This is a genomic window from Salinisphaera orenii subsp. orenii MK-B5 (assembly GCF_003788635.1).
Lineage (GTDB): Bacteria > Pseudomonadota > Gammaproteobacteria > Nevskiales > Salinisphaeraceae > Salinisphaera > Salinisphaera orenii.
This window is the reverse complement of record NZ_AYKH01000005.1, coordinates 103,154-128,926: the sequence shown is the minus strand read 5'-3', so window position 1 is coordinate 128,926 and position 25,773 is coordinate 103,154. Positions and strand designations below refer to the sequence as shown.

Genomic DNA, 25,773 nt, shown 5'->3' with positions numbered 1-25,773 from the left:
GCGGCCCGGCCCCGGCGCAGGATTGGAAGCCGGCGAGCCTGTCGCCCGAGTTGGACAAGTCCAATACCACGGAAACGCTGAAAGCCGCGAGAGCGTCCGTTATGGCCGCCTACGGCGTCCTGCCCGCACTGGTGAACGAGAACGTCACCGGCCCGGCTGTACGCGAGGCACAGCGTCACTTGGCGCAATGGCAGTTACAGCCCATCGCCAAGATGATCGCCAACGAGGCGGCGGCGAAGTTCGAGACCACGGCGAATATCGACGTGCTGGAACCGTTGCAGGCATTTGATGCGGGTGGCCGCGCCCGCGCTCTGTCCGGCGTGATTCAGGGCTTGGCCCAAGCCAAGGAGTCCGGTCTGTCGGAGGAGCAGATCAACGCGGCCTTGGCCTTCTCCGGCGTGGATACGTCGATCGGTCAGTGAGTACCCCGGCTAGCGGGGCCGGCGGATGCCGGGTAGCTAGTAGCGGTTTTAGTCGGGAGTCACCGTTTCATAGGAAGTAACCCCGACGGCCGGCGGCGCAAATGCACATCCTTGGGATGGCTCCTCGCGCGCGCGGTCGGCATAGCCCCTGTCGGCGGTGCCGGTGGGGGCTTTTTGTGTCTACCGGTAGAGCCCGGAACGTGGCCCACGTCCATTGCGGTGCGGTATTGCTGGCGCGTCATGCCAGCATCTTCGGCGGCTTGTCTGCGGCTAACCGGGTTATCGCCAACCCGGTTATCTGTTCGAGGCCCACCCTTGCTTTCCGGAAACTGCTTCAACAACTCTTGCGCCCGGCGAATCGCCCGTGCCTGAATCCGATCGGCATGCTTACGCAGCGGCGTAAGGAGGTTTGGGAAGCGATGCAGGCGGAGGAGGTTTCGAGTCAAGTTGACCCGAAACCCAATGGCCGGCCACAAGAGTTTGCGTCCGCAACTGCCGAGACCACCCCGCACGCGCGCGCGAGTTGTGGCTCGGCAGCGCAATCGCCCTGCGAATCGGGCGATGCTAAAAGCCGATGATTCCCTTACACAACACTTACGCAATAAAAAAGGGACTAGCCTATTAAGCTAAGTCCCTGTTTTAACTGGTGGAGCCGGGCGGAATCGAACCGCCGACCTTCGCATTGCGAACGCGACGCTCTCCCAACTGAGCTACGGCCCCTTTTTCTGGCTCACCTGCCGGCGAGCGAGCGGCGTATGATAGCAGCCTTATGTCTGTTGCCAACCCCTTGCCCGCCGATTCGCGGCAAACGATCGCGCCGGCCGACGTGGCGATCGTCGTCTTCGCCAGAGCCCCGCGCCCCGGCCGCTGCAAGACCCGGCTCGCCGCCGCCGTCGGCGCACGCCGGGCGGCACGCATCTACCACGCGCTGCTGAGCCGGGCCGTGGCCGCGGCAAGCGAAACCGCGGCCGACCATGTCTATCTGGCCTGTGCGCCGGACACGCGGGATGCCCGCCTGCACGCCCTGGCGCATCGGCACGGCGCCACCCGTCTCCGCCAGCCGGATGGCGACCTGGGCGAGCGTATGCACGCGGCGGCCCGGCACGTTCTGCGTCGCCATGCCGCGGTGGTGCTCCTTGGAAGCGACCAGCCGATACTGGACGACGGCTGGTTCAGCGATGCCGTCGCTACCCTGCAGCGGCCGGGGCGCGCGTGGCTTGCGCCCACGTGCGACGGCGGCTACTGGGCGCTGGGGCTGCGGCACGCCGAGGCGCGGCCGTTCCGCGGACCGGCGTGGAGCACATCTCGGGTGGCGGCCCAGACTGAGCAACGCCTGCGCCGCTGCGGCTGGGCTGTCGATCGATACCCGCAACGGCGCGACATCGACCATGGCCGCGACTGGCAACGGCTGTCCGGCCCGACGAAACACCTGCTGGCGCGTCGGGCCGTCCGCCCGCGGGCCGAGGAGTTCAGCCGGCGTCGTTCGAATCCGCGGCGTTGTCAGCGCGCGCCTGGCGAACGCTGCTGAAGTAGCGATCCAGCCAGCCGTTGAGATCACGCCACATGCGTTTGAGCTCGGCATCGCCGGGCGGCTTGCGCGCGTGATCGAGCTCGACGGTGATGACCGGAATGCTGTTCATACGGGCGCCGAAGTTGCCGAGCGAGCCCGGGTACACACCCAGCTGGTTGAGATCGAGCCGGCCGAGTTTGCGCGGCGCGGGAAAATCGCCGTCATAGTCGAGTACCCCGTACGGCGCATGCAGCGAGATGATCACGTCCGGACGAAACGAGCGGATCTGCTCGACCAGCCACTCGTTCTCGGGCTCGCCGCCCGGATTCTCACCGGGGTAGCGCCGTTTCTCGAACCCGACGCGCCGCCAGTAGGCGCGCGATTTTTCGTGCCAGTCCGGGGTGGGCAGGTTTCGATTGAGATCAACGCCGTTGGCGTTGAGACGCGTGGCCGGCTCGTGAAAGACGCCATCCGGGTTGAGCGTCGGTGCGACGTGCCAGTCGTAACGGGTGCCCTCTTCCGCCATCAGTTCCATCCAGCCGAACACCGTGCCGATCGAACTGGGCTCGTCGCCGTGCGTGGCACTGATCAGCAGAACACGACCGGCAGCCGGCCCCGAGCTGGCCGCGATCTCGCGCATGATCAGCGGCCGGCCCTCGACCGAGCGGCCGCCGGTGTCACGGTAGGCATCGCTCATGCATTCGGGCGACGACACACCGACCACTCGCGCATCGAGCTGCCTGCACCAGTCCACGACAGCCTGGCTGCGCGGCGGCGGCGACAGTCGGGCGGTTTCCACCAGGCCGAGAGCGCCCTCGCGCGAGAGCGCGTTCGCCAGCTCGCCCTCGCCTTTCCGGCCGCCGTCGCCAGATGCCGCCTTGTCGACGCCATCGGCCGCCGGCACCGGAATGATCTCGGGGGCTTCGGGGCCGCCGTCGCCCGACGCGGCGACGCGCCGATCACTCGTCTGATCTGCGTCATCGTCGCCGTCGCGCGCCGATTCGGCCCGGTCATCCGCTGCCGGGGCGCCTGCCGTCCCTGCCGAGGCCGGCGCCTCGACGATCCGCGTATCCGCCGATTCCGCCGCGGGCGCGTCACGCTCGGCGTCGGCCGACGACGCCGCCCCGCCGGTCTGCTCCGAGCCGGGTGTCCGCTGCGCATCGGCGATCCGGTCATCGCCCGCATCACCGCCCGGCGGCGTCGACCAGCGCTCAGTCAGCATCACCGCGACCGCGGCGACAAGCACCAGGCTCGCGAGCCAACCGAGCGCGAGCAGGCCCGGCCGCCGCCCCATGCCGTGCATGCTCTTGATCTCGTTCCCCGTACGGAACCACCGCTTTCCCATGTCGCCCCTGTCGTGTCTCTAGCCGTGGCGTTGCTGCGCCCGGGCCGTGCTCTCGTCGAGCGCATCGGTCAGGAACCGGTACGCCTCGTCGACCGTGTCCGCGCAATAGAACAGGTCCAGATCTGTATCGGCAATCAGACCGAGTTCCACAAACACGTCGAAGTTGATAAGACGCTGCCAGAAGTCGCGACCGTAGAGCACCACCGGAATCCGCGGCTGCTTGCCCGTCTGGATGAGCGTGAGCATTTCGAACAGCTCGTCCATGGTGCCGAAACCGCCGGGAAAAATGATCAGTCCCTTGGCGATGTTCATGAACCAGAACTTGCGCATGAAGAAATACTTGAACTCGAAGTTCAGCTGGTCGCTGACATAGGGGTTCGCTCCCTGTTCGTGCGGCAGTTCGATGTTGTAGCCCATCGACAGGTCGCGATCGACATCCGCCGCGCCGCGGTTGGCGGCCTCCATGATGCCGGGCCCGCCGCCCGTGCAGATGTAGTAGTGGTCGCACGGGGCATGTGTGTCCTTGGTCCAGCGGGCCATGCGAGCGGCAAGGGATCGCGCCTCGCTGTAGAAATCGACCGACTCGGCCACCGGGTCCTTGTCGTGCGGACGCAGACGCGCCGACCCCCAGAAGATCAGCGCCCGGTTGACCTCGAGCTTCGCGAGTCGGGTCCGGGGTTCGAGATATTCCGAGAGCACGCGTATCGGACGCGCCTCGTCGCTGAGCATGAACTCGGCATCGTTGTAGGCCTTGGTCATCGAAGCCCCTAGAATCGAAAAGATGGAGTGTCGAAAGCGTCGTTCGCGCGAGTATATCAGCGCGTTCAGAGGCCCCGGGGCGCGTCACGTGCTGTATGTTTCAAACAGTGGTTGAAATGTCGCCTCGCGGACCTATTCATCAGGTCAAGCGATACGCGGCACGAAAAGACAGGCCGCGACCGAACAGGAGAAATCCCGAATGCGTATGGACAAGCTGACCAGCAAACTGCAGTCGGCGCTCGGCGAGGCCCAGAGCCTGGCGGTGGGCCGCGATCACAACGAAATACAGCCACAGCATCTGCTGACGGCCCTGCTCGACGCCGAGGGCGGCACCGTGCGGCCGCTGCTCGACGGCGCCGGGCTCGACGTACGGGCGATCCGCAATCAGTTGCTCAAGAGCCTCGACGATCTGCCGACCGTGGCGGATGCCAGCGGCGACGTCAGCCCCGGCCAAGCGCTGATGCGGGTGCTCAATCTGGCCGACAAGCTCGCCCAGAAGCGCGGCGATGCCTTCATATCGAGCGAACTGGTGGTCCTGGCCATGCTCGAGGACAAATCGGATACCGGCCGGATCCTCAAGAACGCCGGCGCGACCCGCGACGCCCTCGAGACGCAGATCGAGACCATGCGCGGCGGCGAAAACGTCAACGACGCCAACGCCGAGGAGCAGCGCGGCGCGCTCGACAAGTACACCACCGATCTCACCGAGCGCGCCGAGCAGGGCAAGCTCGACCCGGTGATCGGCCGCGACGAAGAGATCCGCCGCGTCATTCAGGTGCTTTCGCGCCGGACCAAGAACAACCCCACCCTGGTCGGCGAACCCGGCGTGGGCAAGACCGCGATCGTCGAGGGCCTGGCCCAGCGCATCGTCAACGGCGAGGTGCCCGAGTCGCTGCGCGACAAGCGGGTGCTGGTGCTCGACCTGGCCGCCATGATCGCGGGCGCCAAATACCGCGGCGAGTTCGAGGACCGCCTCAAGGGCGTGCTTTCGGATCTGGCCAAGCAGGAAGGCCGCATCATCCTGTTCATCGACGAGATCCACACGCTGGTCGGCGCCGGCAAGGCCGAGGGCGCAATGGACGCGGGCAACATGCTCAAGCCGGCGCTCGCCCGCGGCGAACTGCACTGCATCGGCGCGACCACGCTGACCGAGTATCGCGAGAACATCGAAAAGGATGCCGCGCTGGAGCGCCGTTTCCAGAAGGTGCTGGTCGACGAACCGGATCTGGAGGACACCATCGCGATCCTGCGCGGTCTGAAGGAACGCTACCAGGTCCATCACAACGTCAAGATCACCGACGGCGCGATCATCGCCGCGGCCAAGCTCTCGCAGCGCTACATCACCGACCGCAAGCTGCCGGACAAGGCGATCGACCTGATCGACGAGGCCGCCTCCAAGATCCGGATCGAGATCGACTCCAAGCCGGAGGAGATGGACCGGATCGAGCGCCGGCTCATCCAGCTCAAGATCGAGAAGCAGGCGCTGTCGAAGGAATCCGACGACGCGTCCAAGACGCGACTGGAGCGTCTGGACGACGAGATCGCGGCCGCCGAGCGCGAGTATTCCGATCTCGACGAGATCTGGAAGGCCGAGAAGGCCAGCGTGGCCGGGGCGGCCCACAAGCGCGAGGAGCTCGACCAGGCCCGACGGGAGCTGGAGGCCGCCCAGCGAGCCGGCGACTACGAGCGCATGGCCGAGATCCAGTACGGCCGCATCCCGCAGCTCGAGCGCGAGCTCGCCGAGGCCGAAAGCGCCGAGGAGTCACAGGCCGATCACAAGCTGTTGCGCGACAACGTCACCGACGAGGAGGTCGCCGAGATCGTCTCCCGCTGGACCGGCATTCCGGTCAATCGCATGCTCGAGGCCGAGCGCGACAAGTTGCTGCGCATGGAGGATTCGCTTCACGAACGCGTGATCGGTCAGAACCAGGCCGTGACCGCCGTATCGGACGCGATCCGGCGCTCGCGTTCCGGCCTGTCCGACCCGAACCGGCCGATCGGCTCGTTTCTGTTCCTCGGCCCGACCGGCGTAGGCAAGACCGAGCTCTGCAAGGCGATCGCGAACTTCCTGTTCGACACCGAGTCCGCGATGGTGCGCATCGACATGTCCGAGTTCATGGAGAAACACTCGGTGGCCCGGTTGATCGGCGCCCCGCCCGGCTATGTCGGTTATGAACAGGGCGGTTATCTGACCGAGGCCGTGCGGCGCAAGCCCTATTCGGTGATCCTGCTCGACGAGGTGGAGAAGGCCCATCACGACGTGTTCAACGTACTGCTGCAGGTGCTCGACGACGGCCGGCTGACCGACGGTCAGGGGCGCACGGTGGACTTCCGCAACGCCGTTATCGTGATGACGTCGAATCTGGGCAGTCAGCTCATCCAGGAGCTGTCCGATTCGGGCTACGAGACGATGAGGGAATCGGTGATGGAGGTCGTCGCGCAGCATTTCCGGCCCGAGTTCATCAATCGCATCGACGAGTCGGTCGTGTTCCATCCGCTGGAGCAGAACGAGATCCGCAAGATCGCGCGCATCCAGATGCGTGAACTCGAAGCCCGGCTGGCCGAGCGCGAGCTCACCCTGGATATCAGCGATGCGGCCCTGGACCGGCTCGCCGAGGCCGGCTTCGACCCGGTCTACGGCGCCCGCCCGCTCAAGCGCTCGATCCAGACGCTGGTGGAGAACCCGCTGGCCCGACGGATCCTCGCGGGCGATTTCGTGGCCGGCGACACCGTGCACGTGGATCTCGACGACGGGGACGCGCAGGGCCTGGCCTTCGACAAGGCGGCCTGAGCGCGTCGCCGAACGGCGTTGTCCGAGTCGTCCCGCCCGCGGCACCCGCCGCGGGCTTTTTCTGCGCACCGGCGCCACCTAACGCGCGGCGCTTCGACCGTTGCCATCACGGCGTCGCCCTCGGGCCGCGCGATCACCCGAGACGCCGGGAGTGTCTCAGCCGACCGGCGGCCGCCAGGCCGCGGCGTGGACGCCGCTCGATCGGCTCTGCCGACACGATGGCGACGGCGAGCGCGTCGTAATGACGCGCCCCTTCCCGGCGGCCGCGGGCTGGCAGTCGCGCCGCGGATCGGCCCGAGCACAGCACCGCCCGCGGTTTTTCGCTACATTCGCCAAAGTCCGATAACGGATCGCCCACGGCTGCGTCATCGCAGCCGCTCAACAGGAGCAAAAACGCCGTGAGTCGCTTCAACTACAGTCGCCGCAGAATCGTCCGGACCGGGTTCAGCCTGGCGCTGGCCGGGGCGCTGCCAGTCGCCGGCTTCGCCCGCGCGGCCGATGACGCGCCCGAACTCCGTGTGTACAAGGATCCGGACTGCGGCTGCTGCAGCGCCTGGATCGATCATCTGAACGCCAGCGGCTTCGCGGCGACCGGCGAGAACCGATCCGACATGGCCGCGATCAAGGCGCGCTTCGGCGTCCCGCCGACGTTGCGCGCCTGCCACACCGCGGTCGTCGACGATTACGTCGTCGAGGGCCACGTGCCCGCCGCGGACATACGCCGCCTGCTGGCCGAGCGGCCGCGCGCACGCGGTCTGGCCGTACCCGGTATGCCACTCGGCTCGCCGGGCATGGAGGCCGGCGGTCGACGCGAGGCCTTCAGAACCTGGCTGCTCGGCGCCGATGGCGCGACCGTATTCGAGGAGCATCCCGCCTAGCCGACGCCTGCATCGTCCGCCCTGACCGACCCACGCCATGCCCAGCCGCGCCGCTGGGCTACCGGCGTGTGCCGGACGCCCGCTATAGGTTCCGGATCGTATCCCGCATGCGCTTGCGCATCGCGGCATCCGGCAGCGCGCCGTAGCCGGCGTGCATGTTGTCGACCAGATGCTCCGGATCGCTGGTTGCCGGAATCACCGCAGTGACTGCCTCGTTCGCCAGCACGTATTTGAGCGCGAACTGGGCCCAGGAATTGCAATCGAACTCGCGTGCATAAGCGGGCAGCTCCTGATCGCCGACCCGGCCGAAGATCGCGCCGTCATTGAAGGCACGGTTAACCAGCACGGCGATGCCGCGATCGGCGGCCAGCGGCAACAGCCGCTCCTCGGCCTCGGGTGTCATGATCGAATAGTTGAACTGGACAAAGTCCATGTCCTTGCTCGACATCTGGTGCTCGAGTTCATCGAACGCGCTGGTCAGGTAATGGGTGAGGCCGATGTAGCGCACCCGACCCTCGTCCTTGAGCTGCTTGAGCGTTTTCCACTGACTCTCGAGGCCGATGAAGTTGTGGATCTGGAGCAGATCGATCGGTTCGCCGAGCTTGTCGATCGACGCCCGGAACTGGTCCAGCGTCTGCTCGCGGCTATCCTTGCGCACCTTGGTGGCCATGAACAGCTCGTCGCGCACGCCAGTCTCGCGCGCTACCTCGCCGATGTGGGTCTCGGCCCGGCCGTACGACGGCGACGTGTCCACGAGCGTGCCGCCCATGGCCACGAACTGCTTCATCACCGTGCGCAGCGCCTCGGCGTTGTCGGAGGTCATCCGCTCGTAGGAGCCGGACGAGCCCATGCCCACGACCGGCACCTGCTCGCCGGTCGCAGGAATGGCGCGCTGGCGCATGCGCTGCTCGGCGTTGTCATCGCCCGCACCGGCGGCCAGCGATAGCTGCCAGGGCGCCAGCGCCAGGCCGGCGCCGGCGGCGCCGGCCTGCAGCACGCGGCGGCGCGTGACATATCGGTCCGCAGTCGTTTGGTTGTCCGTCATGGTGTCGTCCCTCCGCAGGGTTTTGGCTTCAGTCCGTCGTGTTCTCACCCAGCCCGTCCTCGCGGCGCCGGCGGGCGCGGCCGAGTGCGAGTCCGAGCACGGCCCAGAGTCCGGCCAGCGGCACGGCCGTGAAGGCCAGTGCGGACAGTCCGAGGCCGATCGCCGAGAGGCCGGTAAACAGCCATCCCGAGGCCGCGTCGCCGCCGCGATAGACCACCGTGTCGATGAAGTTCTTGGCCTTGTACTTGTCCTCCGGGCTGACCACCGAGAACAGCATCTCGCGCGCCGGCTTGGTGATCGCGTAATTGCCCGCGCGCCGCACTACCTGGAACACGACGAGCACCGCCAGTGTCGGCGCGAGCCCCAGCATGCCGAAACCCGCGGCCACGGCCAGCGGAATCAGCGCGAGCGCCACCGGCAGGCCCAGCCAGGCGACCAGGCGCGCGGTGGCGAAGAACTGCAGCCCGAGTGTGAGCGCGTTGGTGATCAGATCCATCACCGCGAACACCTGGGTGCGCTGACCGCTGTCGGCGAAGGCGTCCTCCACGATTCGCGCCTGCTCGAAATACAGGAACGTGGACAGCGTCGAATACAGGACGATGAAGCCGCAGATGCCCAGGAGATACGGCGACCGCGCGACGTGGGTCGCTCCCGCCCAGACGCTCTCGCGCACGCGATCGGCACGGGCGCGCACGCCGCCGGTTCCGGCCCAGTGCATGATCACCAGCGCACAGACCACGGCCGCGCCCAGCAGCACCGCCGAAAGCGGCAGCAGGTTGGTCGGGCCGACGCGCTCGGCCAGCACCGCGGTCAGCCCCGGCCCGACGATCGCCCCGAGGCTGCCGCCGGCGGCGATCAGGCCGAACAGCCGCAGGGCCTGCGTCTGCGAGAACACGTCGTTCATCACGCTCCAGAACAGCGAGATGACGAACAGATTGAACACGCTGACCCAGATGAAGAACGCCCGCGCGGTCCACTCCGGCGCCACGCCGGCCCGCAGCAGCGCGAAGAAGACCAGTAGATTGACGATGAAGAAGCCGTAGCTCGCGATCACCAGCCCCCGGCGCGAGAAACGTCCGACCGCCCAGCCGAAGGCCGGCACCACCGCCAGCATGAGCACGAAGGTGCCGGTGAAGACCCACGCCAGCGCGTCCACGCCGCCCTGAATCCCCATTTCATCGCGCACCGGTCGCAACACGTAATAGCCGGACAGCAGAAAGAAGAAATACGCGAACGACCAGACTACGGGCGTGAGCTCGCCCGGCTCCAGTTTCAGCGCCGTCGCCATGCCTCCCGCTACCGCCATGGTGTCTCCGTGTCGACGGTCATCCGGACCGCATCGACGAATCGTTGAATCGCCAGTAACAGACCTTACCTAAAACACCGTGTCCTCACAGGAGCAGACGATGCAGTACGTCAACGCCAACGGCGCGACGATTCCGGCGCTCGGTTTCGGCACCTTCGAACTCGCCCCGGCCGACGCCGAAGCGATGGTCGCGCACGCACTCGGGGTCGGTTATCGCCATATCGACACCGCCCAGATGTACAACAACGAGGAAGCGGTCGGCCGCGGTCTCAAGGCCGGCGGCGTCGAACGCGGCGACCTCTTCCTGACCACCAAGGTCTGGACCGATCGCTTCAACGACGGCGACCTGCAGGCCTCGGTGCGCGAAAGCCTGGCCCGACTCGACACCGATTACGTCGACCTGCTGCTGCTGCACTGGCCCAATCCGGACGTCGCGCTCGACGAGACCATCGCCGCGCTCAACGACGTCCGCGCCCAGGGTCTGGCCCGGCACATCGGCGTGAGCAACTTCACCACGCCGCTGATCGACGCGGCCGTGACCCATTCGAGCGCGCCGCTGGTCACCGATCAGGTCGAGTACCATCCCTTTCTCGATCAGCGCCCGGTGCTGGACCGGCTGGCCCACCACGGCATGGCACTGACCGCCTATTGCCCGCTGGCGCAGGGCCGCGTCTTCCGCGAGCCGACGCTGGAGCGGATCGGTCGGGCGCACGGCAAGAACGGCGGCCAAGTCGCCCTGCGCTGGCTGCTCCAGCACGATGACGTCGTCGCGATCCCACGCTCGACCCGGCCGGCGCATATCGAGAACAACTTCGAGGTCTTCGACTTCGAGCTCACCGAAGAGCAGATGCGCGAGATCGCCGGCCTGCACACCGCCGATGGCCGCATCATCGATCCCTCGTTCGCCCCGGACTGGGACACCGCCGCCTAAGCGCCGCGTTCGGTGCCCGCCCCGGGGGCGTGTCACCCCGGGGCGGCGGATCTGTGGACATCTACCGCCCCGCGGCGATGCGCTCGCGCGCGATCCGCAACGCAGTGGCCGCCGGCGTCTCGCCGTGTGCAGCGGCCTCGGCGAAGATCGTGTTGAGCGTGCTCTCGATCCCGGCGACACGAAAGCGGACCCGCTCGACGCTGTAGCCGTCCGGATCCAGCTCGTCGCTGACGTTGATCAGACCGCCCGCGTTGATGACGAAATCGGGCGCGTAGACGATGCCGCGCTCGGCCAGACGCCGGCCGTCGGCGTCGGTGGCGAGTTGATTGTTGGCGGCGCCGGCCACGATCGGGCAGGCCAGTGACGGGATGGTGTCGACGTTAAGCACGCCGCCGACACCGCAGGGAGCGAGGATGTCGACCGGCTCGCGCAGGATCGCCTCGTTGTCCACGATCGTGGACCCCGCCGCGCTCGCCCGCTCGCAGGGCTCGGCGGCGATGTCGGAGGCGACAACGCTCGCGCCCGCCGCGAGCAGCCGTTCGATGACCGCGAGGCCGACGCTGCCGGCACCCTGCACCGCCACTCTCAGACCGTCGAACGCCGGCTCGCGTCCGGCCGCGCGCAGCGCCGCGCGCATGCCGGCGATCACGCCATCGGCCGTATACGGCGACGGATCGCCCGAACCGCCGGCCGCCAGACTCCGGCCGACCGCGTGCCGGGTCACTTCGTTGAGCAGCGCGATGTCGGACTCGCTCATGCCCATGTCCTCGGTCGCCACATAACGCCCGCCCAGGCTCTCCACCGCCCGCGCCAGCGCGTGCATGCCGGCGGTTCGATCCGCCGGGAACGGCGCCATCACGACCGCCTTGGCGCCGCCGCAATGCAGACCGGCGCAGGCGGCCTTGTAGCTCATCGCCTCCGAGAGCCGCAGCACGTCGGCCAGCGCCGCCTCGTCGTCATCGTAGGCGCGGATGCGCACCCCACCGACGCCGGGCCCGCGCGCCGTGGAGTGGACCGCCACGATCGCCCGCAGGCCGGTATCGGCATCGAAATAGTGGCAGACCTGCTCGTGGCCGGGCGCGGCCATGGACGCGAAAACACTCATTCGGGGACTCCAGCGGCATTGTAGGACCGACGATCGACGCGATTCTCGCCCTCGCACCGGCCGCTGTCGACCGCAGGGCGGGCACGACGCTTGCGCGACATCGCAGGGGCCGCAATACTGTGGGCATAACAATAGAAAGAATTTCAGCGACTCACGCCCGGGCGCTCCGGGCTGCGGGGAGCCGCGATGCCGCAGACACGGGACACACTATGCTGACACGCGCAACTGTCGCGGCGCTCGGACTGTTTCTGGCCGCAAGCGCCATGGCCCAGACCGACAGCGATTCGAGTCCGGACGAGGATGCGCGTGCCGCCGCGGCGTCCGACCCCACCTCGATGTCGCGGGACAGCGACGAGGCGTCACCGCCGGACGATGAGCCGAGCGGCGGCGTCCGCGCGGCGCGGTCGGCGGGCGGCATCGAGGTCGAGCTCAACAAGCTCGAGCCGGTCGATGGCGCCTGTCGCGCCTACCTCGTGACGCAGAACCTCACGGAGTCGCGTTTCGAAAGCGTGTCGCTGGATGTCGTCATGTTCGACAACGACGGCATTGTCGCTCGCCGGTTGGCCGTTCAGATCGCGCCGATGCCGCCGACCAAGACCGGCCTCAAGGTCTTCGACATTCAGGACCTGGCCTGCGACGACATCGGTCAGCTGCTGCTCAACAACGTGATCGAGTGCCGCACCGATACCGGCGGCCGCGACGACTGCCTGTCGTTGCTGTCGGTATCGCAGCGGGGCTCGGTCCCCTTCATCAAGTAGGCCCGTCATGTCGCGCCCGCCGATTCCCCCAGGCCCGCACCATGCGACCGAGTCCACGTCGACGGGATCGCCGCGATGAGCGGCCTGCTGGAAACGCTCGGTGGGCTGTTCTCGGGCCTCAACCGCACGCTGGCACTCGGCGGCCCGGTGGTGCTCATCCTGATCGCCATGTCGATCCTGGCGCTGACGATCGTGGTGGCCAAGCTGCTGCAGTTTCGCCGCGTGCGCATCAACGATCGGCGCACCGCGCGCAGCGCGCTCGGCGTCTATCGCTCCGGCAACGCGGCCGGCGCCGTGACCATGGCGCGTCGCTCGCCCAACCCGGCGGCCCGCGTATTGGCCCGCGCGATTCAGCTGCGCAGCCGCCAGAACGCACCGGAACCGATACTGCGCGAGGAGATTCTCCAGTACGGCGGCGACATGCTCGAGTCGCTGCGCAGCCATCTGCGCCCGCTCGAGGTCATTGCCGCGCTCGCGCCCCTGCTCGGCCTGTTCGGCACCGTACTCGGCATGATCGAGGCCTTTCGCGACCTGGAAACCGCCGGCAGCCAGGTGAACCCGGCCTTGCTGTCGGGCGGTATCTGGCAGGCCCTGCTGACCACCGCGGTCGGCCTGGCGGTCGCCATGCCCGTCATCGTCGCCCTGAACTGGCTGGAGCGCACCATCGACCGCGCTGCTCACGAAATGGACAGCGTGGTCACTCGCGTATTCACGGTCGATCTCTCGCGCTCGCCGAGCGCGGCGCTGGGCAACGATGACGACGAGTCGGACCACAGCACCCCGTTCATTTAGCGACCACGGCAGCGCCCGCCGGCGCCGCTCGCTCGTCAGCCTGACGCCACTGATTGATGTGGTGTTCATCCTGCTGCTGTTCTTCATGCTGGCTTCGAGCTTTGTCGACCTGCGCTCGATCACACTCGATACGCCCGCCGCGGGCGGGGGCGCACCGTCGATCGAGGGCGCGCTGCTGATCGAGGTGCGCGTCGACGGCGTGCGTTTTGCCGGTCGCTATCTCTCGCTCGACGACCTCGCGGCACGCATCCGCGGCCAGCTCGCCCGTCAGCCCGACCGGCGTGTTCTGGTCCAGCCGGCGGCCGGGGTGGATCTGCAGGCCACGGTGCGGGTTCTGGATCGGCTGTCGAACGCGGGGGTCCGCAACCTCTCGCTGATGGACCAGGGCGCGAGCGGCGGCGGCGGAGGCTGATCCATGCACTTTCCCCGCAACCGCCGCCGGGCCAGCAACGACGAAGCGATCCTGCCGCTGACCAACGTCGTGTTCCTGCTGCTCATCTTCTTCATGCTGGCCGGCCGGCTGGTCACACCCGAGCCGTTCGACATCGATCCGCCAGCCTCCCAGAGCGAGACGAACGCGCGCGCGGACGGCCTGGAGATTCAACTGGCCGCCGACGGCCGCCTCGCCCTCGACGGCGAGACGGTCACCCTCGACGCCCTGGTGGAGGCCGTGCGCGCCAGACTCGAGGCGCGGCCCGGGATGCCGATTCGTCTGCGTGCCGACGGCGCCGGCGATGCGACACGCGTCGTGGCGATCATGCGCCGTCTGCATGACGCGGGGGCGGAGCGACTGCGCCTGATCACGGTTGCACCGCAGCGCTGATGGGCATCTCCTCCCGGCAATGGCTGCTCGCGATCGCGGCCGCCGTGGTCGCGCATCTGCTCCTGCTGGCCGGACTCTGGCTCGGCGACACGGCCAACGACAGGCCTGCCGAGACGCCGCGGGGCGTGATGGTGTCGCTCGAGGAGCTTGACGCCGGTCCGCCTCCGGCACCGACGACGCCCAGCCAGCCAGTCGAGGCGCCCGAGCCGGCCAGTGCCGCGGCTCCCGCTCCTGCACCGTCGGCTGCGGAGGTGCCGGCCGTCGAGGACAGCGCGCCGACGCCGGCGCCCGCGGCCGAAGCCCAGCCGGCGCCCGTGCTGGCGGACGCGATCGAACCCGCGCAATCGCAGGGCCCGGCCATCGCCGAGGCGGCGGAGATCGCCCCGGCGACCGCCGCGGAACCGTCACAGGCGGCACCGGTCGAGATCGGCCCCGGCGACAGCCTCGAATCCGTGTCTCCGAGCGAGCGCGTGACCGCGCATACGCCGGAGCTGGATACGCCGGCGGCGCGAACGGACGAAACACCCGGCAACGGAGCCGGCGGGACGAGCGACCAGGCGACGGACGACTATATCGTGCGGCTGCGCGCCTGGCTGTCGCGCCACAAGCAGTATCCACAACAGGCGCGCAACGACGACATCGAGGGGACGGTACGGCTCTATATCGTCGTGGACCAGGATGGCCAGGTGATCAGCCACCACATCGAGCGCAGTTCGGGTTCAGCCGTGCTCGACGCCGCCGCAGAGCAGATGCTGCGTCAGGCCCAGCCGTTGCCGAGCATGCCGCAGCGCATGCGGCGCAACCGGCTCGAGCTGATCGTGCCGGTGGTATTCTCATTGCGCTAGCCGGATGGCCGGGCGCGACGCGACCTGTTTGTCCGGGCACAGAACTGCCGGCGCAAGCGGTTCCGGTGTACAAGGTCCCTTCCGCGAGCGGCCGACACGGGCAAGGGTGCATCACCCGTGCGGCGCGGACTATTCGAACGAATCGCCCCGACGCGCGCTGACACGGCCCGGCGACGCGACGTCGCGGCCTACCAGGCGACCAGCTCCACGCGGCGATTCTTGGCCTGCCCTATATCGCTTTCGTTACTCGCCCGCGGCGCGGTGTAGCCCACGCCCCACGGCTTGAGCCGATCCGGATCGACCCCGTAGCGGGCGGTCAAGGCCTCCACGACCGCCTCGGCCCGCCGCTTGGACAGATCGATGTTGTAATCGAAACCGCCGCGGCTGTCGGTGTGGCCGACCACGAGCAGACGCCGATCCGGCTGTTCCGCCATGAGTTTGGCGATCTCGCCGAGCGTGGACTGAGACTCGGACTTGATCTGCGCACTGTCGGTATTGAAGAAGATGCCGTAGAGCGCCACCCGGCCCTTGGTGTCCAACTCATCGGCCATCTCGGCGGCGTTGACCGAGATGGCGCCGATCTCACGGGCCTGCACCTGCAGCGTATCCAGCTGAACGGCGACGACGCCGTTGCCGATCGGCGTCACTTGGACGGCCGCATAGACGTCGCCGCCACCGGCTGAGCGCCGGACCGCGCGATAGTACGACCCGCTACGGCGAGAAAAGAGATCGGCGGCGGCGCGGGCGCCCGGCGAGGCGCGCTCGAACATCGGCCCGCAGGCCTCGGCTTCGCACGCGTAGAGCGTGTCGAAGCCGGCGCGGGCGAGACGCGTCGCGTAGCCCTCGGCGATCGATTCCGCATCCGCGGCCTCGGCCAGCCGATAGGTACGGCGCGCGAGCGCGCCCTCGACCGTGCGTGTCGCCGATATATTGCCCTGAATACCGCCGCGTTGAACGATACGATCGGTGATCAACGGGTAGGTGGCGAACGCTTCCCGGGACTCGCCCACGATTTCGGCGCCCTCGGGCGGCGAGACGGCCGGCGCCACGTTCTGTGCAACGGCGGCCGGCGCCGCCATCAGCAACAGCAAAGACAGAAACCAACCGAGTCGGACAACGCATCGCATGCCGCGATAGTAACCGCGTCACCGCCTGCTGTCAGCGTTTACCGCGGGCAATCGATTGTCCCGCAAGACAAAGCGGGGCCGGCGACAGGCCGGCCCCGGAACGACTCGCGAGCGAGCGGCGAGCGCTCAGTCGACGCGTTCGATCACCGTGGCGATGCCCTGTCCCATGCCGATGCACATGGTCGCCAGGCCGAGCGTGGCGTCCTTGTCCTCGAGGATGTGCGTCAGCGCGCCGGTGATGCGCGCCCCCGAGGTGCCCAGCGGATGGCCCAGTGCGATCGCGCCGCCGCGGATGTTGATCGAGTCCTGGCGGTCCTCGATGCCCAGCTCCCTGAGCACGGCGAGGCTCTGGGCGGCAAAGGCCTCGTTGAGCTCGATATAGTCGATATCCGAGAGACTTACGCCTGCTCGTTCGAGTGCTTTCTTGCTCGCCGGCACGGGGCCGCGCCCCATCACCGACGGATCGCAGCCGGCCACGGCCATGCCGCGAATGCGGGCCATCGGCTCAAGGCCCAGCGCCTTGGCCTTGTCGGCGGACATGACGAGCACGGCGGCCGCGCCGTCGGAGATGGCCGACGAATTGCCGGCCGTGACCGTGCCACCGCGCGGATTGAAGGCCGGACGCAGCGCGCCGAGGCCTTCCATGCTCGCGTCGCCGCGCACGACTTCGTCGAAGTCGCACATGCGGGCATGGCCCTTCGCGTCGTGGCCCTTGACGGGCACGATCTCGTCGGCGAACTCGCCGTCGACGTTGGCGCGGTGCGCGCGCTGATGCGAGGCCAGCGCGAACTTGTCCTGGGCTTCACGATCGATGCCGTGGATGTTCGACAGCATCTCGGCGGTGAGGCCCATCATCGCCGCGGGCTTGGCGACGTATTTCGACAGCTGCGGGGCGATATCCACGTTGTAGTCCATCGGCACGTGGCCCATGTGCTCGACGCCGCCGCAGATGAAGACGCCGTCGATACCGGCCGCGATCTGGCCGACCGCGGTATGGATCGACTGCATGGACGAGCCGCACAGGCGGTTCACGGTCTGGCCGGCGACCGCATGCGGCAGGCCGGCGATCAGCGCGGCGTTGCGGCCGATGTTGAGCCCCTGTTCCTTGGTCTGCTGCACGCAGCCCCAGATCACGTCCTCGATGGTCTCGGGGTCGATCGCGGCATTGCGCTCCAGCAGCGCTTTCATCAGGGCCGCGGACAACTCTTCGGCGCGGGTGTTACGAAACATGCCGCCCTTCGAGCGGCCCATGGCGGTACGTACCGCGTCAACTATCACGACTTCGTTATTGCCGTTGGCTTGCATGATGTTCTCCGAAAGATCGGTGAGCCGATCGGTGGTCGCCGGCCCGCGCGGTCGCGCGCCGGCCGGCCATTCGCACCGATCGCCTTACTGTGCGTAGTAGGTTTCGCCGTTGGCGGCCATGTCGCGCATGCGCGCGGTGGGCTCATAGAGCGTGCCGAGATGGCTGTACCGGTCGGCCTTGTCGCAGACCGTGGCCAGCCCCTGCGCATCGGCGTACTTGAGCGCGCCGCCGCGGAACGGTGGAAAGCCCAGACCCATGATCAGGCCCATGTCGACCTCGTTGGGCGTTTCGGCGATGCCTTCCTCGAGCGCGCGCGCCGCTTCGATGATCATCGGGATCATCATGCGGTCGACGATCTCGTCGCCGTCGAAGTCCTTCTGGCCGTCCTTCTGGACCGTGGCCACGAGCTCGTAGGCCTTGTCGTCCTGCGTCTTGTTGGGACGGCCTTTCTTGTCCTTTTCGTACTTGTAGTAGCCGGCACCGGACTTCTGACCGAGACGGTCGTTCTCAACCATCACATCCAGCGAGGACTTGCCTTTGATCGACATGCGGTCGGGATAGCCCTCGGCGAGCACTTCCTCCACGTGCTGCGAGGTGTCCATGCCGACCACGTCCGACAGATAGGCCGGGCCCATCGGCCAGCCGAACTTCTCCATGACCTTGTCGATCTTGGCGAAGTCGGCGCCGTCGGTGATCAGCTGCTGGAAGCCGAAGAAGTACGGAAACAGAATCCGGTTGACCAGAAAGCCGGGGCAGTCGTTGACCACGATCGGTGTCTTGCCCAACCGATGGGCGTAATCGACGATGGTGGCGATCGCCTCTTCGGAGCTCTTCTCGCCCTTGATCACTTCCACCAGCGGCATCTTGTGCACGGGGTTGAAGAAGTGCATGCCGAGAAAATTCTGCGGGCGCTTGAGATCCGCGGCCAGCGTATTGATCGAGATGCTGGAGGTGTTCGAGGCCAGGATCGTGTTCTCGGACACCGCCTCTTCGGTCTCGGCGAGGACCGCCTTCTTGACCTTGGGATTCTCGACCACGGCCTCGATCACGGCGTCGACGTTGCCGAAGTCGCCGTAGTTCAACGTCGGGCGGATGCGCGACAGCCCTTCCGCCATCTTGCGCGCGTCCAGCTTGCCGCGCTCGACGCCCTTGGCGAAGTGCTTGGAGGCTTCGTCCAGCCCCTGCTCGATGGCCTCGTCCTTGATGTCCTTCATCAGGATGGGCACGCCCTTGGAGGCCGACTGGTAGGCGATACCGCCGCCCATGATGCCGGCGCCGAGCACGGCCGCCTGCTCGATGGTGTGGGCGATCTTGCCGTACTTCTTGCCCTTCTTCTTGATCAGCTGATCGTTGAGGAAGATCTGGATCAGCGCACGCGCCTCGGAGGTCTTGGCCAACTTGATGAAGCCTTCGGTCTCCTCGGCGATGGCCGCGTCACGTCCCATGCCGGCGGCCTTGGCCATGCGCTCGATGGCCTCGATCGGCGCCGGGTACTGGCCCTTGGTCTGGCCGAGCACATAGCCCTTCGACGTCTCGAAGGTCATCGCCGCTTCGGTCTGGTTGAGCTTGAGCGGCGCCGTCTTCTCGGCCTTGCGCGCCTTCCAGTCGAACTCCCCGGCGATGGCGCGATCGAGCAGATCGCGTGCGGCCGCCTCGAGTTCGTCTTCGGCCACGACCGCATCGACCATGCCTACTGCGAACGCCTTGTCGGCGCGACGCGGCTTGCCGTCGGCGATCCACTCGATGGCGTTGTCCGCCCCGATCAGGCGCGGCGCGCGCACGGTGCCGCCGAAGCCGGGATAGATGCCCAGCTGGGTCTCGGGGAAACCGATCTGGGCCTTCTCGCCCATCACGCGGTAATCGGTGGCCAGGCACATTTCGAGGCCACCGCCGAGCGCCATGCCGTTGATCGCAGTCACACTCGGAAAATCGAGATCCTCGATGGTGGAGAACATGCGGTTGGCATCGGCCATCCACCGCTTCATCTCGTCTTCGGGCGCCTTGAAGCGCTCGCCGAATTCCATGATGTCGGCGCCGACGATGAACGCCGGCTTGGCGGACTTGACCAGCAGGCCCTTCACATCGCTCGCCTCGGCCAGCGCTTTCGCAGCGGCGTTGAGATCGTCGATGGTGGCCTGGTCGAACTTGTTGACCGATCCGTCCCGTGCATCGAAGCACAGCACGGCGATCCCGTCGGTCACTTCGACCGACAGCCTGGATCCCTCATAAAGCATGGACGAACTCCACTGACATTGAATGATGCGCCCGGCCACGAGGGCCGGGGCAGTAAACTCGGCGCACAGTACGGTAGCGTACTGTGCAGGCCCGGACAACGCGGCAAAGGCCCGCGGCGCGGGCGCTCGGCGAAAATGATGCAGCGCAGCGCGCGAAGACCGTTTTCACGCACACCGTGTTTTGACAGCCCTCGGCGTGCATGGTTTTCTAACCCCACTGTTTCCGCACCGCGTGAATCCCATGACGAAATCGGACAATCGCATCACCCGGATCCGCAAGGACATCGACAAGCTCCGCCGCAATTACACCGGCGCCTTCGCGTCCGCCAACCGTGCGGTGTACGACGGCATCGAACAGCTCGCCGAGCACGAACTCGCGGCCATACGAACGCACTATGAAGAAGCGCTCGAGAATCTCAAGCAGCTGCGCCGGGGCGGCTCGCCGCGGGATCTCGCGGCCAGCCAGCTCGAACTGCTGCAGCAGACGGTCGACCGCATCCTCGACAACGCCCGCGAGAGCCTGACGATCCTCGATCAGACACGGCGCCAGATCAGCGTCGAGATCCGGCAGAACCTGGACGGCAGCGAGGCCGCGATGACGGATGCGGGCGAAAGGGCCGAGGCCGCGGCGCGCACCGCGGCCGGCAAGGCCCGCGACGAGGCCGAGCGCCGGGCCGGGGACGTCGAAGCCGAGACCCGGGCGGCCACACGCGAGGCACGCGACCGGGCCAAGGATGCCGTCGCGGAAACGGCCGACACGGTTGCGGCCGCGGCCGACACCACCGCCCGCAAGGCCGAGGCGGCCTCACCACGCTCGGCGTCGTCGACCTCCACGACCGCCAAACGCCGCAGCAGCTCGACCCGCAGTTCGGAGCGCACGTCGAAACAGTCGAAGGCGAGCGGCTCGAAGTCGGCCGGAAAGAGCGGCGGCGGGACGGGCGGTGGCAAGACCGCCAGTACGGCCAAGTCCAAGAGCTCTACCCGGACGAAACGAGCGAGCAGCTCGAAGAAATCGTCGACGAACGGCCGTTCGACCGCCAAGTCAAGCACGACAGGCAAGTCCGGCAGCACGACGAAGTCGACGACCAATCGCGCGGCCTCTGCCAGCAGCGGAGGCGCCAAGAAGACGTCGGGCACGAAGAAATCCGGGTCGGGCAGTTCGACCGGCCAATCGGGGCGCAAGGCGTCCTCTTCGGGCAGCGGCACGGCCGGCGGCTCGAGCGCCGGCAAGCGCGGGGGCTCGGGGGCGTCGAAAACCTCGTCCGCGCACGGATCGGACAAGACCGGCAGCGACTCGGATAGCTGAATAGGCTATCCTGTGCCCCAGCCGCTCGGGAACGGGCGGCTTTTTCGTTGGTGCAGCGCGGGTCCGAGGGCCGGCGCGTCGGTTTCTCGTTTCGAACCTGCATGCTCGACCTCGCCGCCAGCACCCAGATACTGCGACTGCTCGCCGAACCCACCCGGCTGCGGCTGCTCCTGCTGTTGATCGACGAACCCCTGACGGTCGCGGAGCTGACGGCCGTCACCGGGCTCATCCAGAGCCGCGTATCCAGCCACCTCGGGCGTCTGCGCGAGGCCGGCCTGGTACAGGACCGCGCCGCGGGCAACGCCAACTACTACGCCGTGGACACCGCCCGCTGGCAGCGCGACATCCAGCCGCTGTGGGGCGCGCTGATCGACCAGCTCGACGATACCCGCGTCCACCGCGACCGCGAGCGGGCCGCGGAGATCGTGCGCCGGCGCAGCACGCGCGGGGGCTGGGCGGAGTCGGTGGCCGGACGCATGGAGCGCCAGTATTCCCCCGGACGCACGTGGGAGGCCATGAGCCGTTCGCTCATCGAACTGCTGGACCTCGGCGACGTGCTGGATGTGGCCTCCGGCGACGGCGTGCTCGCCGAGCTGCTGTGCCGGCGCGCGCACAGCGTGACCTGCCTGGACATCAGCACACGGGTGCTCGAAGCGGCGCGCAGCCGTCTGAGCAGTCAGGACAACATCTTCTACAAGAACGGTGACATGCATGGTCTGCCCTTCGAGTCCAACGCCTTCGATCAGGTGTTCGTGCTGCACGCGCTGAGCTACACGCGGACACCGGAGGCGGTGCTGGCCGAGAGCGCGCGGGTGCTGCGTTCCGGCGGCCGTCTGATCGTGGCGACCATCGCCCGGCACGACCACGAAGCGACCGTCGCCGCCTACGATCACGTCAACCTCGGCTTCGAGGTCGAGCAGATCGCGGCCTGGCTGCGCGAATCGGAGCTTTCGGTGACCGATTGCGCCGAGCGCGCTCGTGAGCCGCACCCGCCGTATTTCCGCCTGATCACCGCCAGCGCGTGCAAGCCATGAATGCCGAGACGCGGGGCCGCAACGTCCGCATCGTCGCCGGGCTGATCTGGGGGCTGGCACTCGCGGCGGCCGCCGGCTGGATTTACGCCCAAGGGCTGTCGATACGCGAGATCACGGGCCTGGTCTACGACTATGTGGTCGACAACCCGATCGCCCCGATCATCTACATCATCATCTACAGCCTGCGCTCGTTCACCTTTTTCCCGGCCATGTGGCTGACCATCGCGGCCGGCAGTCTGTTCGGTTTCCTGCCGGGCCTGGTCTACGCCCTGATCGGCGAGAACCTGTCGGCCAACATCGCCTATGCCCTGGCCCGCTTCTTCCGGCGCGAAGGCGACATGCGCGAGGCCCGCAATCCGCGCATCGCCGCCTTCCGCCGACTGCTGGTCGAGCAGGCGTTTCCGACCACGGTCGTGCTGCGCGCCTCGTTTCTGCCCTTCGATCTGGTGAACTACGCCTGCGGCCTGCTTCGGGTCCCCTGGCTGCCCTACGCCCTGGCCAGCATCGTCGGCATGCTGCCGCCGATGATCACCTTCGTGAGCTTCGGGGCGACGGTCAATCTGCCGGAGCTGCTGGCGCAGCAGTCGTTCTCGCCGGAGCAGCTCATCGACTCGCGGCAGCTGCTCATATCGGCCGGTCTGCTCGTGGCCAGCGCCATCATCGCCTGGCTCGCACATCGCCGGCGCAAGCGCCTGGCCGCCCGCGCCGGCGAACGCTCGGATTGACGGGGTGAACCCCGCTTTGTAGCCTCTCGGTTGGCACTGCTTCCGGGGGCGACGTGCGCTACCTGCTCGGGTTGATCGTGGGCCTAGCAGCCCTCTGGCTGCTTCTGTCGGGCCACTACTCGCCGCTGTTCTACGCCTTCGGCACCGGATCCTGCCTGCTGACGGCCTGGATCTGCTGGCGGATGCGGATCGTGGACAACGAAACCGTGCCGCTTCATCTGCTGGCGCACGCGCCGGTGTATATCGCCTGGCTGGGCTGGGAGATCGCCAAATCCAACGGGGACGTGGCGCGCCGCATCCTGTCGCCGGGCCGTTCGATATCGCCGACCATGACCACGCGCCGCGTCGGCCCGGCCACCGATCTGGGCCGCACGATCTACGCCAATTCGGTCACGCTCACGCCCGGCACGGTGACCGTGGGGCTGCGTGACGGCCTCGCCGAGGTGCACGCCCTGACCGACGCCAACGCCCGGGACATCGAGGAAGGTGATATGGATCGACGGGTACAGGCATTCGAGCGGCGCGGCGGCGTGCGCGACGACCACAGCCACGACGGGGGTTGAACCCGTGTTTCTTGCCGCGATCATCGGCGTGGCCGTGACCATGCTGCTCATCCTCATCCGGGCGCTGCTCGGGCCGTCAGCCTACGACCGCATCCTGGCGCTGAATCTGTTCGGCACGAAAACCGTGCTGTTCGTGTCCGTGCTCGGCTTTCTCAACGGCCGGCCGGAATTTCTCGACCTCGGGCTCGTCTACGCCCTGATCAACTTCACCGGGACCATCGCGGTGCTTAAGTTCATGCAGTACGGCGACCTCGGCTGGGACGAAGCCAGCAAGGACAAGCCCGATGTATAGCCCCCGGCGAGCACGCGCGGCGACGGAGAACGCATGACGGCCCTCATCGACATGGCGAGCTGGGTGCTGCTGGCGGGCGGCGCCGTGTTCAGCGTCATCGGCGGCATCGGCATCCTCCGCATGCCCGATTTCTACACCCGCATGCACGCGGCCTCGATCACCGACACGGCCGGCATGGCGCTCATGCTCGCCGGCCTGATGCTCCAGGCCGGCCTCACGCTGGTCACCGCGAAGCTGGTGTTCATCATGGTCTTTCTGATCATCACCAGCCCGACCGCCACCCATGCGCTGGCGCGGGCGGCGCTGCATGACGGAGTGCGCCCCCAGCTCGACCACGATCGTCGTCGACACACGGAGATCGAGCCGTGACCGTGGATATCGCGCTCAACGTCCTGCTGCTGAGTTTTCTTGCGATCACCGGCCTGGCGATCGCCCGTGTGCGCAATCTGTTTCCGGTGGCGATGCTGACCGGCCTGTACAGTCTGCTTTCCGCCAGCCTGTTCCAGCTGCTCGACGCCGTCGACGTGGCCCTCACGGAAGCCGCCGTGGGCGCCGGCGTGATGACGGTCCTGTTCCTGGCGACCTTCGGCCTGACCCGGGCGCGGGAGAAGTCGGTGCCGCGGTCACGCACGGCCATCGGCCTGGTGGTGACCGGGCTGACGGGCGCAGCGCTGTTCTACGCCAGCCTCGACATGCCCCACTTCGGCGCCGCGGACACCCCCGTTCAGGAGCATCCGCTGCGCGAGCGCTATCTGGAGACGGTGCGCGAGGAGATCGACGTGCCCAACGCCGTCACCGCCGTGCTGGCCAGCTATCGCGGCTACGACACCCTCGGCGAGGTGACCGTGGTGCTCACCGCCGGGGTGGGCGTGCTCATGCTGCTGGGCGTGAGCCGCCGCGGCCGCCACGACGACGACAAGGAGCCCTGATGCGCGAGCACACCGTCCTGCGCGTCGTGGTGAAGCTGCTCATCGCGCCGATTCTCATCTTCGCGCTCTACGTGCAGTTCCACGGCGACTACAGCCCCGGCGGCGGCTTCCAGGCCGGCGTGATATTCGCGGCGGCGATCATTCTCTACGCCCTGATCTTCGGCCTGGCCGAGGCCCGCCGGGCGGTGCCGCCGGGCGTGCTGCGCGTGATCGGCGCCCTGGGCGTGCTGCTGTACGCGGGCACCGGCGTCTACGCCATGCTTAGCGGCGGCAATTTCCTCGACTACGACTATCTCGCCCACGACGCCGTTCACGGTCAGCACTACGGCCTGTTGCTGGTCGAGTTCGGCGTCGGTCTGACCGTAAGTTCGGTGATCACCAGCGTCTTCTACGTCTTTGCCGGCCGCGGCCGGCGGCGGGAGCAGTCATGAGCCTGGCCACGATCGCCGACGCGTTCTTCGGCCTGTTCAACTACTGGATCGTCATCGTGCTGATGATGATCGGCTTCTACATCGTCATCTCGCACGACAACCTGGTGAAGAAGCTGATCGGCCTGAACCTGTTCCAGACCTCGGTGTTCATCTTCTACATCAGCATGGGCAAGATCGCGGGATCGACGGCGCCGATCCTCACCGAAGGCGACGATGCCGTCTACGCCCATCCCCTGCCGCACGTGCTGATCCTCACCGCCATCGTGGTCGGGGTGGCGACCATGGCCCTCGGCCTGGCGCTGGTGGTGCGCATCCACGAGGCCTACGGCTCGATCGAGGAGGACGACGTTCTGGCCGCGGATTTCGAAACCCAGGACAGCGAGGCGGCGACCGAGCGCGCCCGGCAGCGGTCGGCCGAGGCACGACAGCAAGCCGGCGCCCGCGACGATGCCGATGACGGCCACCGGGCCGGCGGCGAACGCGCGGACGACGGCCACGGGGACGAGCGCACGTGAT

General features: G+C 67.6%; 25 protein-coding genes, 1 tRNA gene and 2 pseudogenes. 19 read left to right on the top strand and 9 right to left on the bottom strand.

Annotated elements, in window-relative coordinates:
• Positions 1-422 (top strand): annotated as a pseudogene (locus tag SAOR_RS16760) (phage portal protein); the annotation flags it as partial.
• A gap of 644 nt (positions 423-1,066) precedes the next feature.
• Here SAOR_RS16760 and SAOR_RS04295 read toward each other — a convergent pair.
• A tRNA-Ala gene (locus tag SAOR_RS04295) sits at positions 1,067-1,142 on the bottom strand.
• 106 nt (positions 1,143-1,248) lie between these two features.
• Here SAOR_RS04295 and SAOR_RS04290 point away from each other — a divergent pair.
• Complete coding sequence (locus SAOR_RS04290; protein ID WP_185015541.1) at positions 1,249-1,950, top strand: TIGR04282 family arsenosugar biosynthesis glycosyltransferase; 702 nt, start codon at positions 1,249-1,251, stop codon at positions 1,948-1,950.
• Here SAOR_RS04290 and SAOR_RS04285 read toward each other — a convergent pair.
• Positions 1,892-3,277, bottom strand: coding sequence for a M14 family zinc carboxypeptidase (locus tag SAOR_RS04285; RefSeq protein ID WP_123630356.1), 1,386 nt, complete (start codon positions 3,275-3,277; stop codon positions 1,892-1,894). The genes SAOR_RS04290 and SAOR_RS04285 overlap by 59 nt on opposite strands.
• A gap of 18 nt (positions 3,278-3,295) precedes the next feature.
• Positions 3,296-4,036: an LOG family protein gene (locus SAOR_RS04280; protein ID WP_123590690.1), complete on the bottom strand. Its 741-nt coding sequence runs from the start codon at positions 4,034-4,036 to the stop codon at positions 3,296-3,298.
• A gap of 205 nt (positions 4,037-4,241) precedes the next feature.
• Between SAOR_RS04280 and clpB the strand changes: the two genes are divergently transcribed.
• Together clpB and SAOR_RS04270 are read left to right on the top strand one after the other, a co-directional pair.
• On the top strand, positions 4,242-6,827 hold the full coding sequence (gene clpB, locus SAOR_RS04275) for an ATP-dependent chaperone ClpB (protein WP_123630366.1): 2,586 nt from the start codon (positions 4,242-4,244) through the stop codon (positions 6,825-6,827).
• Between the two features lie 398 nt (positions 6,828-7,225).
• Positions 7,226-7,705 (top strand): DUF411 domain-containing protein, encoded by a 480-nt coding sequence (locus SAOR_RS04270; RefSeq protein ID WP_221179869.1) that lies wholly within the window; start codon positions 7,226-7,228, stop codon positions 7,703-7,705.
• 82 nt (positions 7,706-7,787) lie between these two features.
• Here SAOR_RS04270 and SAOR_RS04265 read toward each other — a convergent pair whose 3' ends face one another.
• Positions 7,788-8,750, bottom strand: coding sequence for an aldo/keto reductase (locus SAOR_RS04265; protein ID WP_123630355.1), 963 nt, complete (start codon positions 8,748-8,750; stop codon positions 7,788-7,790).
• A 28-nt stretch (positions 8,751-8,778) separates the two neighbouring features.
• Complete coding sequence (locus SAOR_RS04260; protein WP_123630354.1) at positions 8,779-10,056, bottom strand: NTP/NDP exchange transporter; 1,278 nt, start codon at positions 10,054-10,056, stop codon at positions 8,779-8,781.
• 100 nt (positions 10,057-10,156) lie between these two features.
• Here SAOR_RS04260 and SAOR_RS04255 point away from each other — a divergent pair, with 100 nt between their 5' ends.
• Positions 10,157-10,987, top strand: coding sequence for an aldo/keto reductase (locus SAOR_RS04255; protein WP_123630353.1), 831 nt, complete (start codon positions 10,157-10,159; stop codon positions 10,985-10,987).
• A 61-nt stretch (positions 10,988-11,048) separates the two neighbouring features.
• Here the strand turns inward: SAOR_RS04255 and SAOR_RS04250 are convergent, their stop codons facing one another.
• Positions 11,049-12,092, bottom strand: a complete 1,044-nt coding sequence (locus tag SAOR_RS04250) for a Glu/Leu/Phe/Val family dehydrogenase (protein ID WP_123630352.1) — start codon at positions 12,090-12,092, stop codon at positions 11,049-11,051.
• Positions 12,093-12,301: 209 nt separating this feature from the next.
• Here SAOR_RS04250 and SAOR_RS04245 point away from each other — a divergent pair, with 209 nt between their 5' ends.
• The 5 genes from SAOR_RS04245 to SAOR_RS04225 all read left to right on the top strand — a co-directional run bounded on the left by SAOR_RS04245 (position 12,302) and on the right by SAOR_RS04225 (position 15,310).
• Positions 12,302-12,850: a hypothetical protein gene (locus SAOR_RS04245; RefSeq protein WP_123630351.1), complete on the top strand. Its 549-nt coding sequence runs from the start codon at positions 12,302-12,304 to the stop codon at positions 12,848-12,850.
• 75 nt (positions 12,851-12,925) lie between these two features.
• Positions 12,926-13,642, top strand: coding sequence for a MotA/TolQ/ExbB proton channel family protein (locus tag SAOR_RS04240; protein ID WP_123590696.1), 717 nt, complete (start codon positions 12,926-12,928; stop codon positions 13,640-13,642).
• On the top strand, positions 13,605-14,054 hold the full coding sequence (locus tag SAOR_RS04235; RefSeq protein ID WP_123590697.1) for an ExbD/TolR family protein: 450 nt from the start codon (positions 13,605-13,607) through the stop codon (positions 14,052-14,054). Before SAOR_RS04240 ends, SAOR_RS04235 begins: the two co-directional genes overlap by 38 nt.
• Before the next feature lie 3 nt (positions 14,055-14,057).
• Positions 14,058-14,465 (top strand): ExbD/TolR family protein, encoded by a 408-nt coding sequence (locus SAOR_RS04230; RefSeq protein ID WP_123590698.1) that lies wholly within the window; start codon positions 14,058-14,060, stop codon positions 14,463-14,465.
• Complete coding sequence (locus tag SAOR_RS04225) at positions 14,465-15,310, top strand: energy transducer TonB (RefSeq protein WP_123590699.1); 846 nt, start codon at positions 14,465-14,467, stop codon at positions 15,308-15,310. The genes SAOR_RS04230 and SAOR_RS04225 overlap by 1 nt, the downstream gene beginning before the upstream one ends.
• 188 nt (positions 15,311-15,498) lie before the next feature.
• Here SAOR_RS04225 and SAOR_RS04220 read toward each other — a convergent pair whose 3' ends face one another.
• From SAOR_RS04220 to fadB, 3 genes are all read right to left on the bottom strand, one after another.
• Positions 15,499-16,401: an OmpA family protein gene (locus SAOR_RS04220; protein ID WP_123590700.1), complete on the bottom strand. Its 903-nt coding sequence runs from the start codon at positions 16,399-16,401 to the stop codon at positions 15,499-15,501.
• Between the two features lie 162 nt (positions 16,402-16,563).
• Positions 16,564-17,742, bottom strand: a complete 1,179-nt coding sequence (gene fadA / locus SAOR_RS04215) for an acetyl-CoA C-acyltransferase FadA (protein WP_123630349.1) — start codon at positions 17,740-17,742, stop codon at positions 16,564-16,566.
• Positions 17,743-17,826: 84 nt separating this feature from the next.
• Complete coding sequence (gene fadB / locus SAOR_RS04210) at positions 17,827-19,977, bottom strand: fatty acid oxidation complex subunit alpha FadB (RefSeq protein ID WP_123630348.1); 2,151 nt, start codon at positions 19,975-19,977, stop codon at positions 17,827-17,829.
• A gap of 241 nt (positions 19,978-20,218) precedes the next feature.
• On the opposite strand from fadB, the gene SAOR_RS04205 reads away from it, so the two are divergent.
• The 9 genes and pseudogenes from SAOR_RS04205 to SAOR_RS04165 form a co-directional block, all read left to right on the top strand.
• On the top strand, positions 20,219-21,283 hold the full coding sequence (locus tag SAOR_RS04205) for a phasin family protein (RefSeq protein ID WP_123630347.1): 1,065 nt from the start codon (positions 20,219-20,221) through the stop codon (positions 21,281-21,283).
• 101 nt (positions 21,284-21,384) lie between these two features.
• Entirely contained in the window at positions 21,385-22,317 is a 933-nt protein-coding gene (locus SAOR_RS04200; RefSeq protein ID WP_123630346.1) for a metalloregulator ArsR/SmtB family transcription factor, read from the top strand.
• Positions 22,314-23,042 carry a TVP38/TMEM64 family protein gene (locus tag SAOR_RS04195; RefSeq protein WP_123630345.1) on the top strand — a complete coding sequence of 243 codons (729 nt, stop codon included), beginning with the start codon at positions 22,314-22,316 and terminating at the stop codon, positions 23,040-23,042. The genes SAOR_RS04200 and SAOR_RS04195 overlap by 4 nt, the downstream gene beginning before the upstream one ends.
• A gap of 53 nt (positions 23,043-23,095) precedes the next feature.
• Positions 23,096-23,605 (top strand): Na+/H+ antiporter subunit E, encoded by a 510-nt coding sequence (locus SAOR_RS04190; protein ID WP_123630344.1) that lies wholly within the window; start codon positions 23,096-23,098, stop codon positions 23,603-23,605.
• 4 nt (positions 23,606-23,609) lie between these two features.
• A complete protein-coding gene (locus SAOR_RS04185; RefSeq protein WP_185015540.1) occupies positions 23,610-23,897 on the top strand; it encodes an MrpF/PhaF family protein in 288 nt (95 codons plus the stop codon).
• A gap of 33 nt (positions 23,898-23,930) precedes the next feature.
• On the top strand, positions 23,931-24,266 hold the full coding sequence (mnhG, locus tag SAOR_RS04180) for a monovalent cation/H(+) antiporter subunit G (protein ID WP_123630343.1): 336 nt from the start codon (positions 23,931-23,933) through the stop codon (positions 24,264-24,266).
• Complete coding sequence (locus tag SAOR_RS04175) at positions 24,263-24,826, top strand: DUF4040 domain-containing protein (RefSeq protein ID WP_185015539.1); 564 nt, start codon at positions 24,263-24,265, stop codon at positions 24,824-24,826. Before mnhG ends, SAOR_RS04175 begins: the two co-directional genes overlap by 4 nt.
• Positions 24,826-25,257, top strand: a complete 432-nt coding sequence (locus SAOR_RS04170; RefSeq protein WP_123590708.1) for a Na(+)/H(+) antiporter subunit B — start codon at positions 24,826-24,828, stop codon at positions 25,255-25,257. The genes SAOR_RS04175 and SAOR_RS04170 overlap by 1 nt, the downstream gene beginning before the upstream one ends.
• Positions 25,254-25,634, top strand: a pseudogene (locus SAOR_RS04165) (cation:proton antiporter subunit C); the annotation flags it as partial. The gene SAOR_RS04170 and the pseudogene SAOR_RS04165, both read left to right, overlap by 4 nt.
• Positions 25,635-25,773: the final 139 nt, after the last annotated feature.

Excerpts from the sequence above, each read along its gene's own strand:
- SAOR_RS04285 (WP_123630356.1), bottom strand. The coding sequence starts at position 3,277 with ATGGGAAAGCGGTGGTTCCGTACGGGGAACGAGATCAAGAGCATGCAC.
- SAOR_RS04280 (WP_123590690.1), bottom strand. The coding sequence starts at position 4,036 with ATGACCAAGGCCTACAACGATGCCGAGTTCATGCTCAGCGACGAGGCG.
- clpB (WP_123630366.1), top strand. The coding sequence starts at position 4,242 with ATGGACAAGCTGACCAGCAAACTGCAGTCGGCGCTCGGCGAGGCCCAG.
- SAOR_RS04265 (WP_123630355.1), bottom strand. The coding sequence starts at position 8,750 with ATGACGGACAACCAAACGACTGCGGACCGATATGTCACGCGCCGCCGC.
- SAOR_RS04260 (WP_123630354.1), bottom strand. The coding sequence starts at position 10,056 with ATGGCGGTAGCGGGAGGCATGGCGACGGCGCTGAAACTGGAGCCGGGC.
- SAOR_RS04255 (WP_123630353.1), top strand. The coding sequence starts at position 10,157 with ATGCAGTACGTCAACGCCAACGGCGCGACGATTCCGGCGCTCGGTTTC.
- SAOR_RS04250 (WP_123630352.1), bottom strand. The coding sequence starts at position 12,092 with ATGAGTGTTTTCGCGTCCATGGCCGCGCCCGGCCACGAGCAGGTCTGC.
- SAOR_RS04245 (WP_123630351.1), top strand. The coding sequence starts at position 12,302 with ATGCTGACACGCGCAACTGTCGCGGCGCTCGGACTGTTTCTGGCCGCA.
- SAOR_RS04240 (WP_123590696.1), top strand. The coding sequence starts at position 12,926 with ATGAGCGGCCTGCTGGAAACGCTCGGTGGGCTGTTCTCGGGCCTCAAC.
- SAOR_RS04235 (WP_123590697.1), top strand. The coding sequence starts at position 13,605 with ATGACGACGAGTCGGACCACAGCACCCCGTTCATTTAGCGACCACGGC.
- SAOR_RS04230 (WP_123590698.1), top strand. The coding sequence starts at position 14,058 with ATGCACTTTCCCCGCAACCGCCGCCGGGCCAGCAACGACGAAGCGATC.
- SAOR_RS04225 (WP_123590699.1), top strand. The coding sequence starts at position 14,465 with ATGGGCATCTCCTCCCGGCAATGGCTGCTCGCGATCGCGGCCGCCGTG.
- fadA (WP_123630349.1), bottom strand. The coding sequence starts at position 17,742 with ATGCAAGCCAACGGCAATAACGAAGTCGTGATAGTTGACGCGGTACGT.
- fadB (WP_123630348.1), bottom strand. The coding sequence starts at position 19,977 with ATGCTTTATGAGGGATCCAGGCTGTCGGTCGAAGTGACCGACGGGATC.
- SAOR_RS04205 (WP_123630347.1), top strand. The coding sequence starts at position 20,219 with ATGACGAAATCGGACAATCGCATCACCCGGATCCGCAAGGACATCGAC.
- SAOR_RS04200 (WP_123630346.1), top strand. The coding sequence starts at position 21,385 with ATGCTCGACCTCGCCGCCAGCACCCAGATACTGCGACTGCTCGCCGAA.
- SAOR_RS04195 (WP_123630345.1), top strand. The coding sequence starts at position 22,314 with ATGAATGCCGAGACGCGGGGCCGCAACGTCCGCATCGTCGCCGGGCTG.
- mnhG (WP_123630343.1), top strand. The coding sequence starts at position 23,931 with ATGACGGCCCTCATCGACATGGCGAGCTGGGTGCTGCTGGCGGGCGGC.
- SAOR_RS04170 (WP_123590708.1), top strand. The coding sequence starts at position 24,826 with ATGCGCGAGCACACCGTCCTGCGCGTCGTGGTGAAGCTGCTCATCGCG.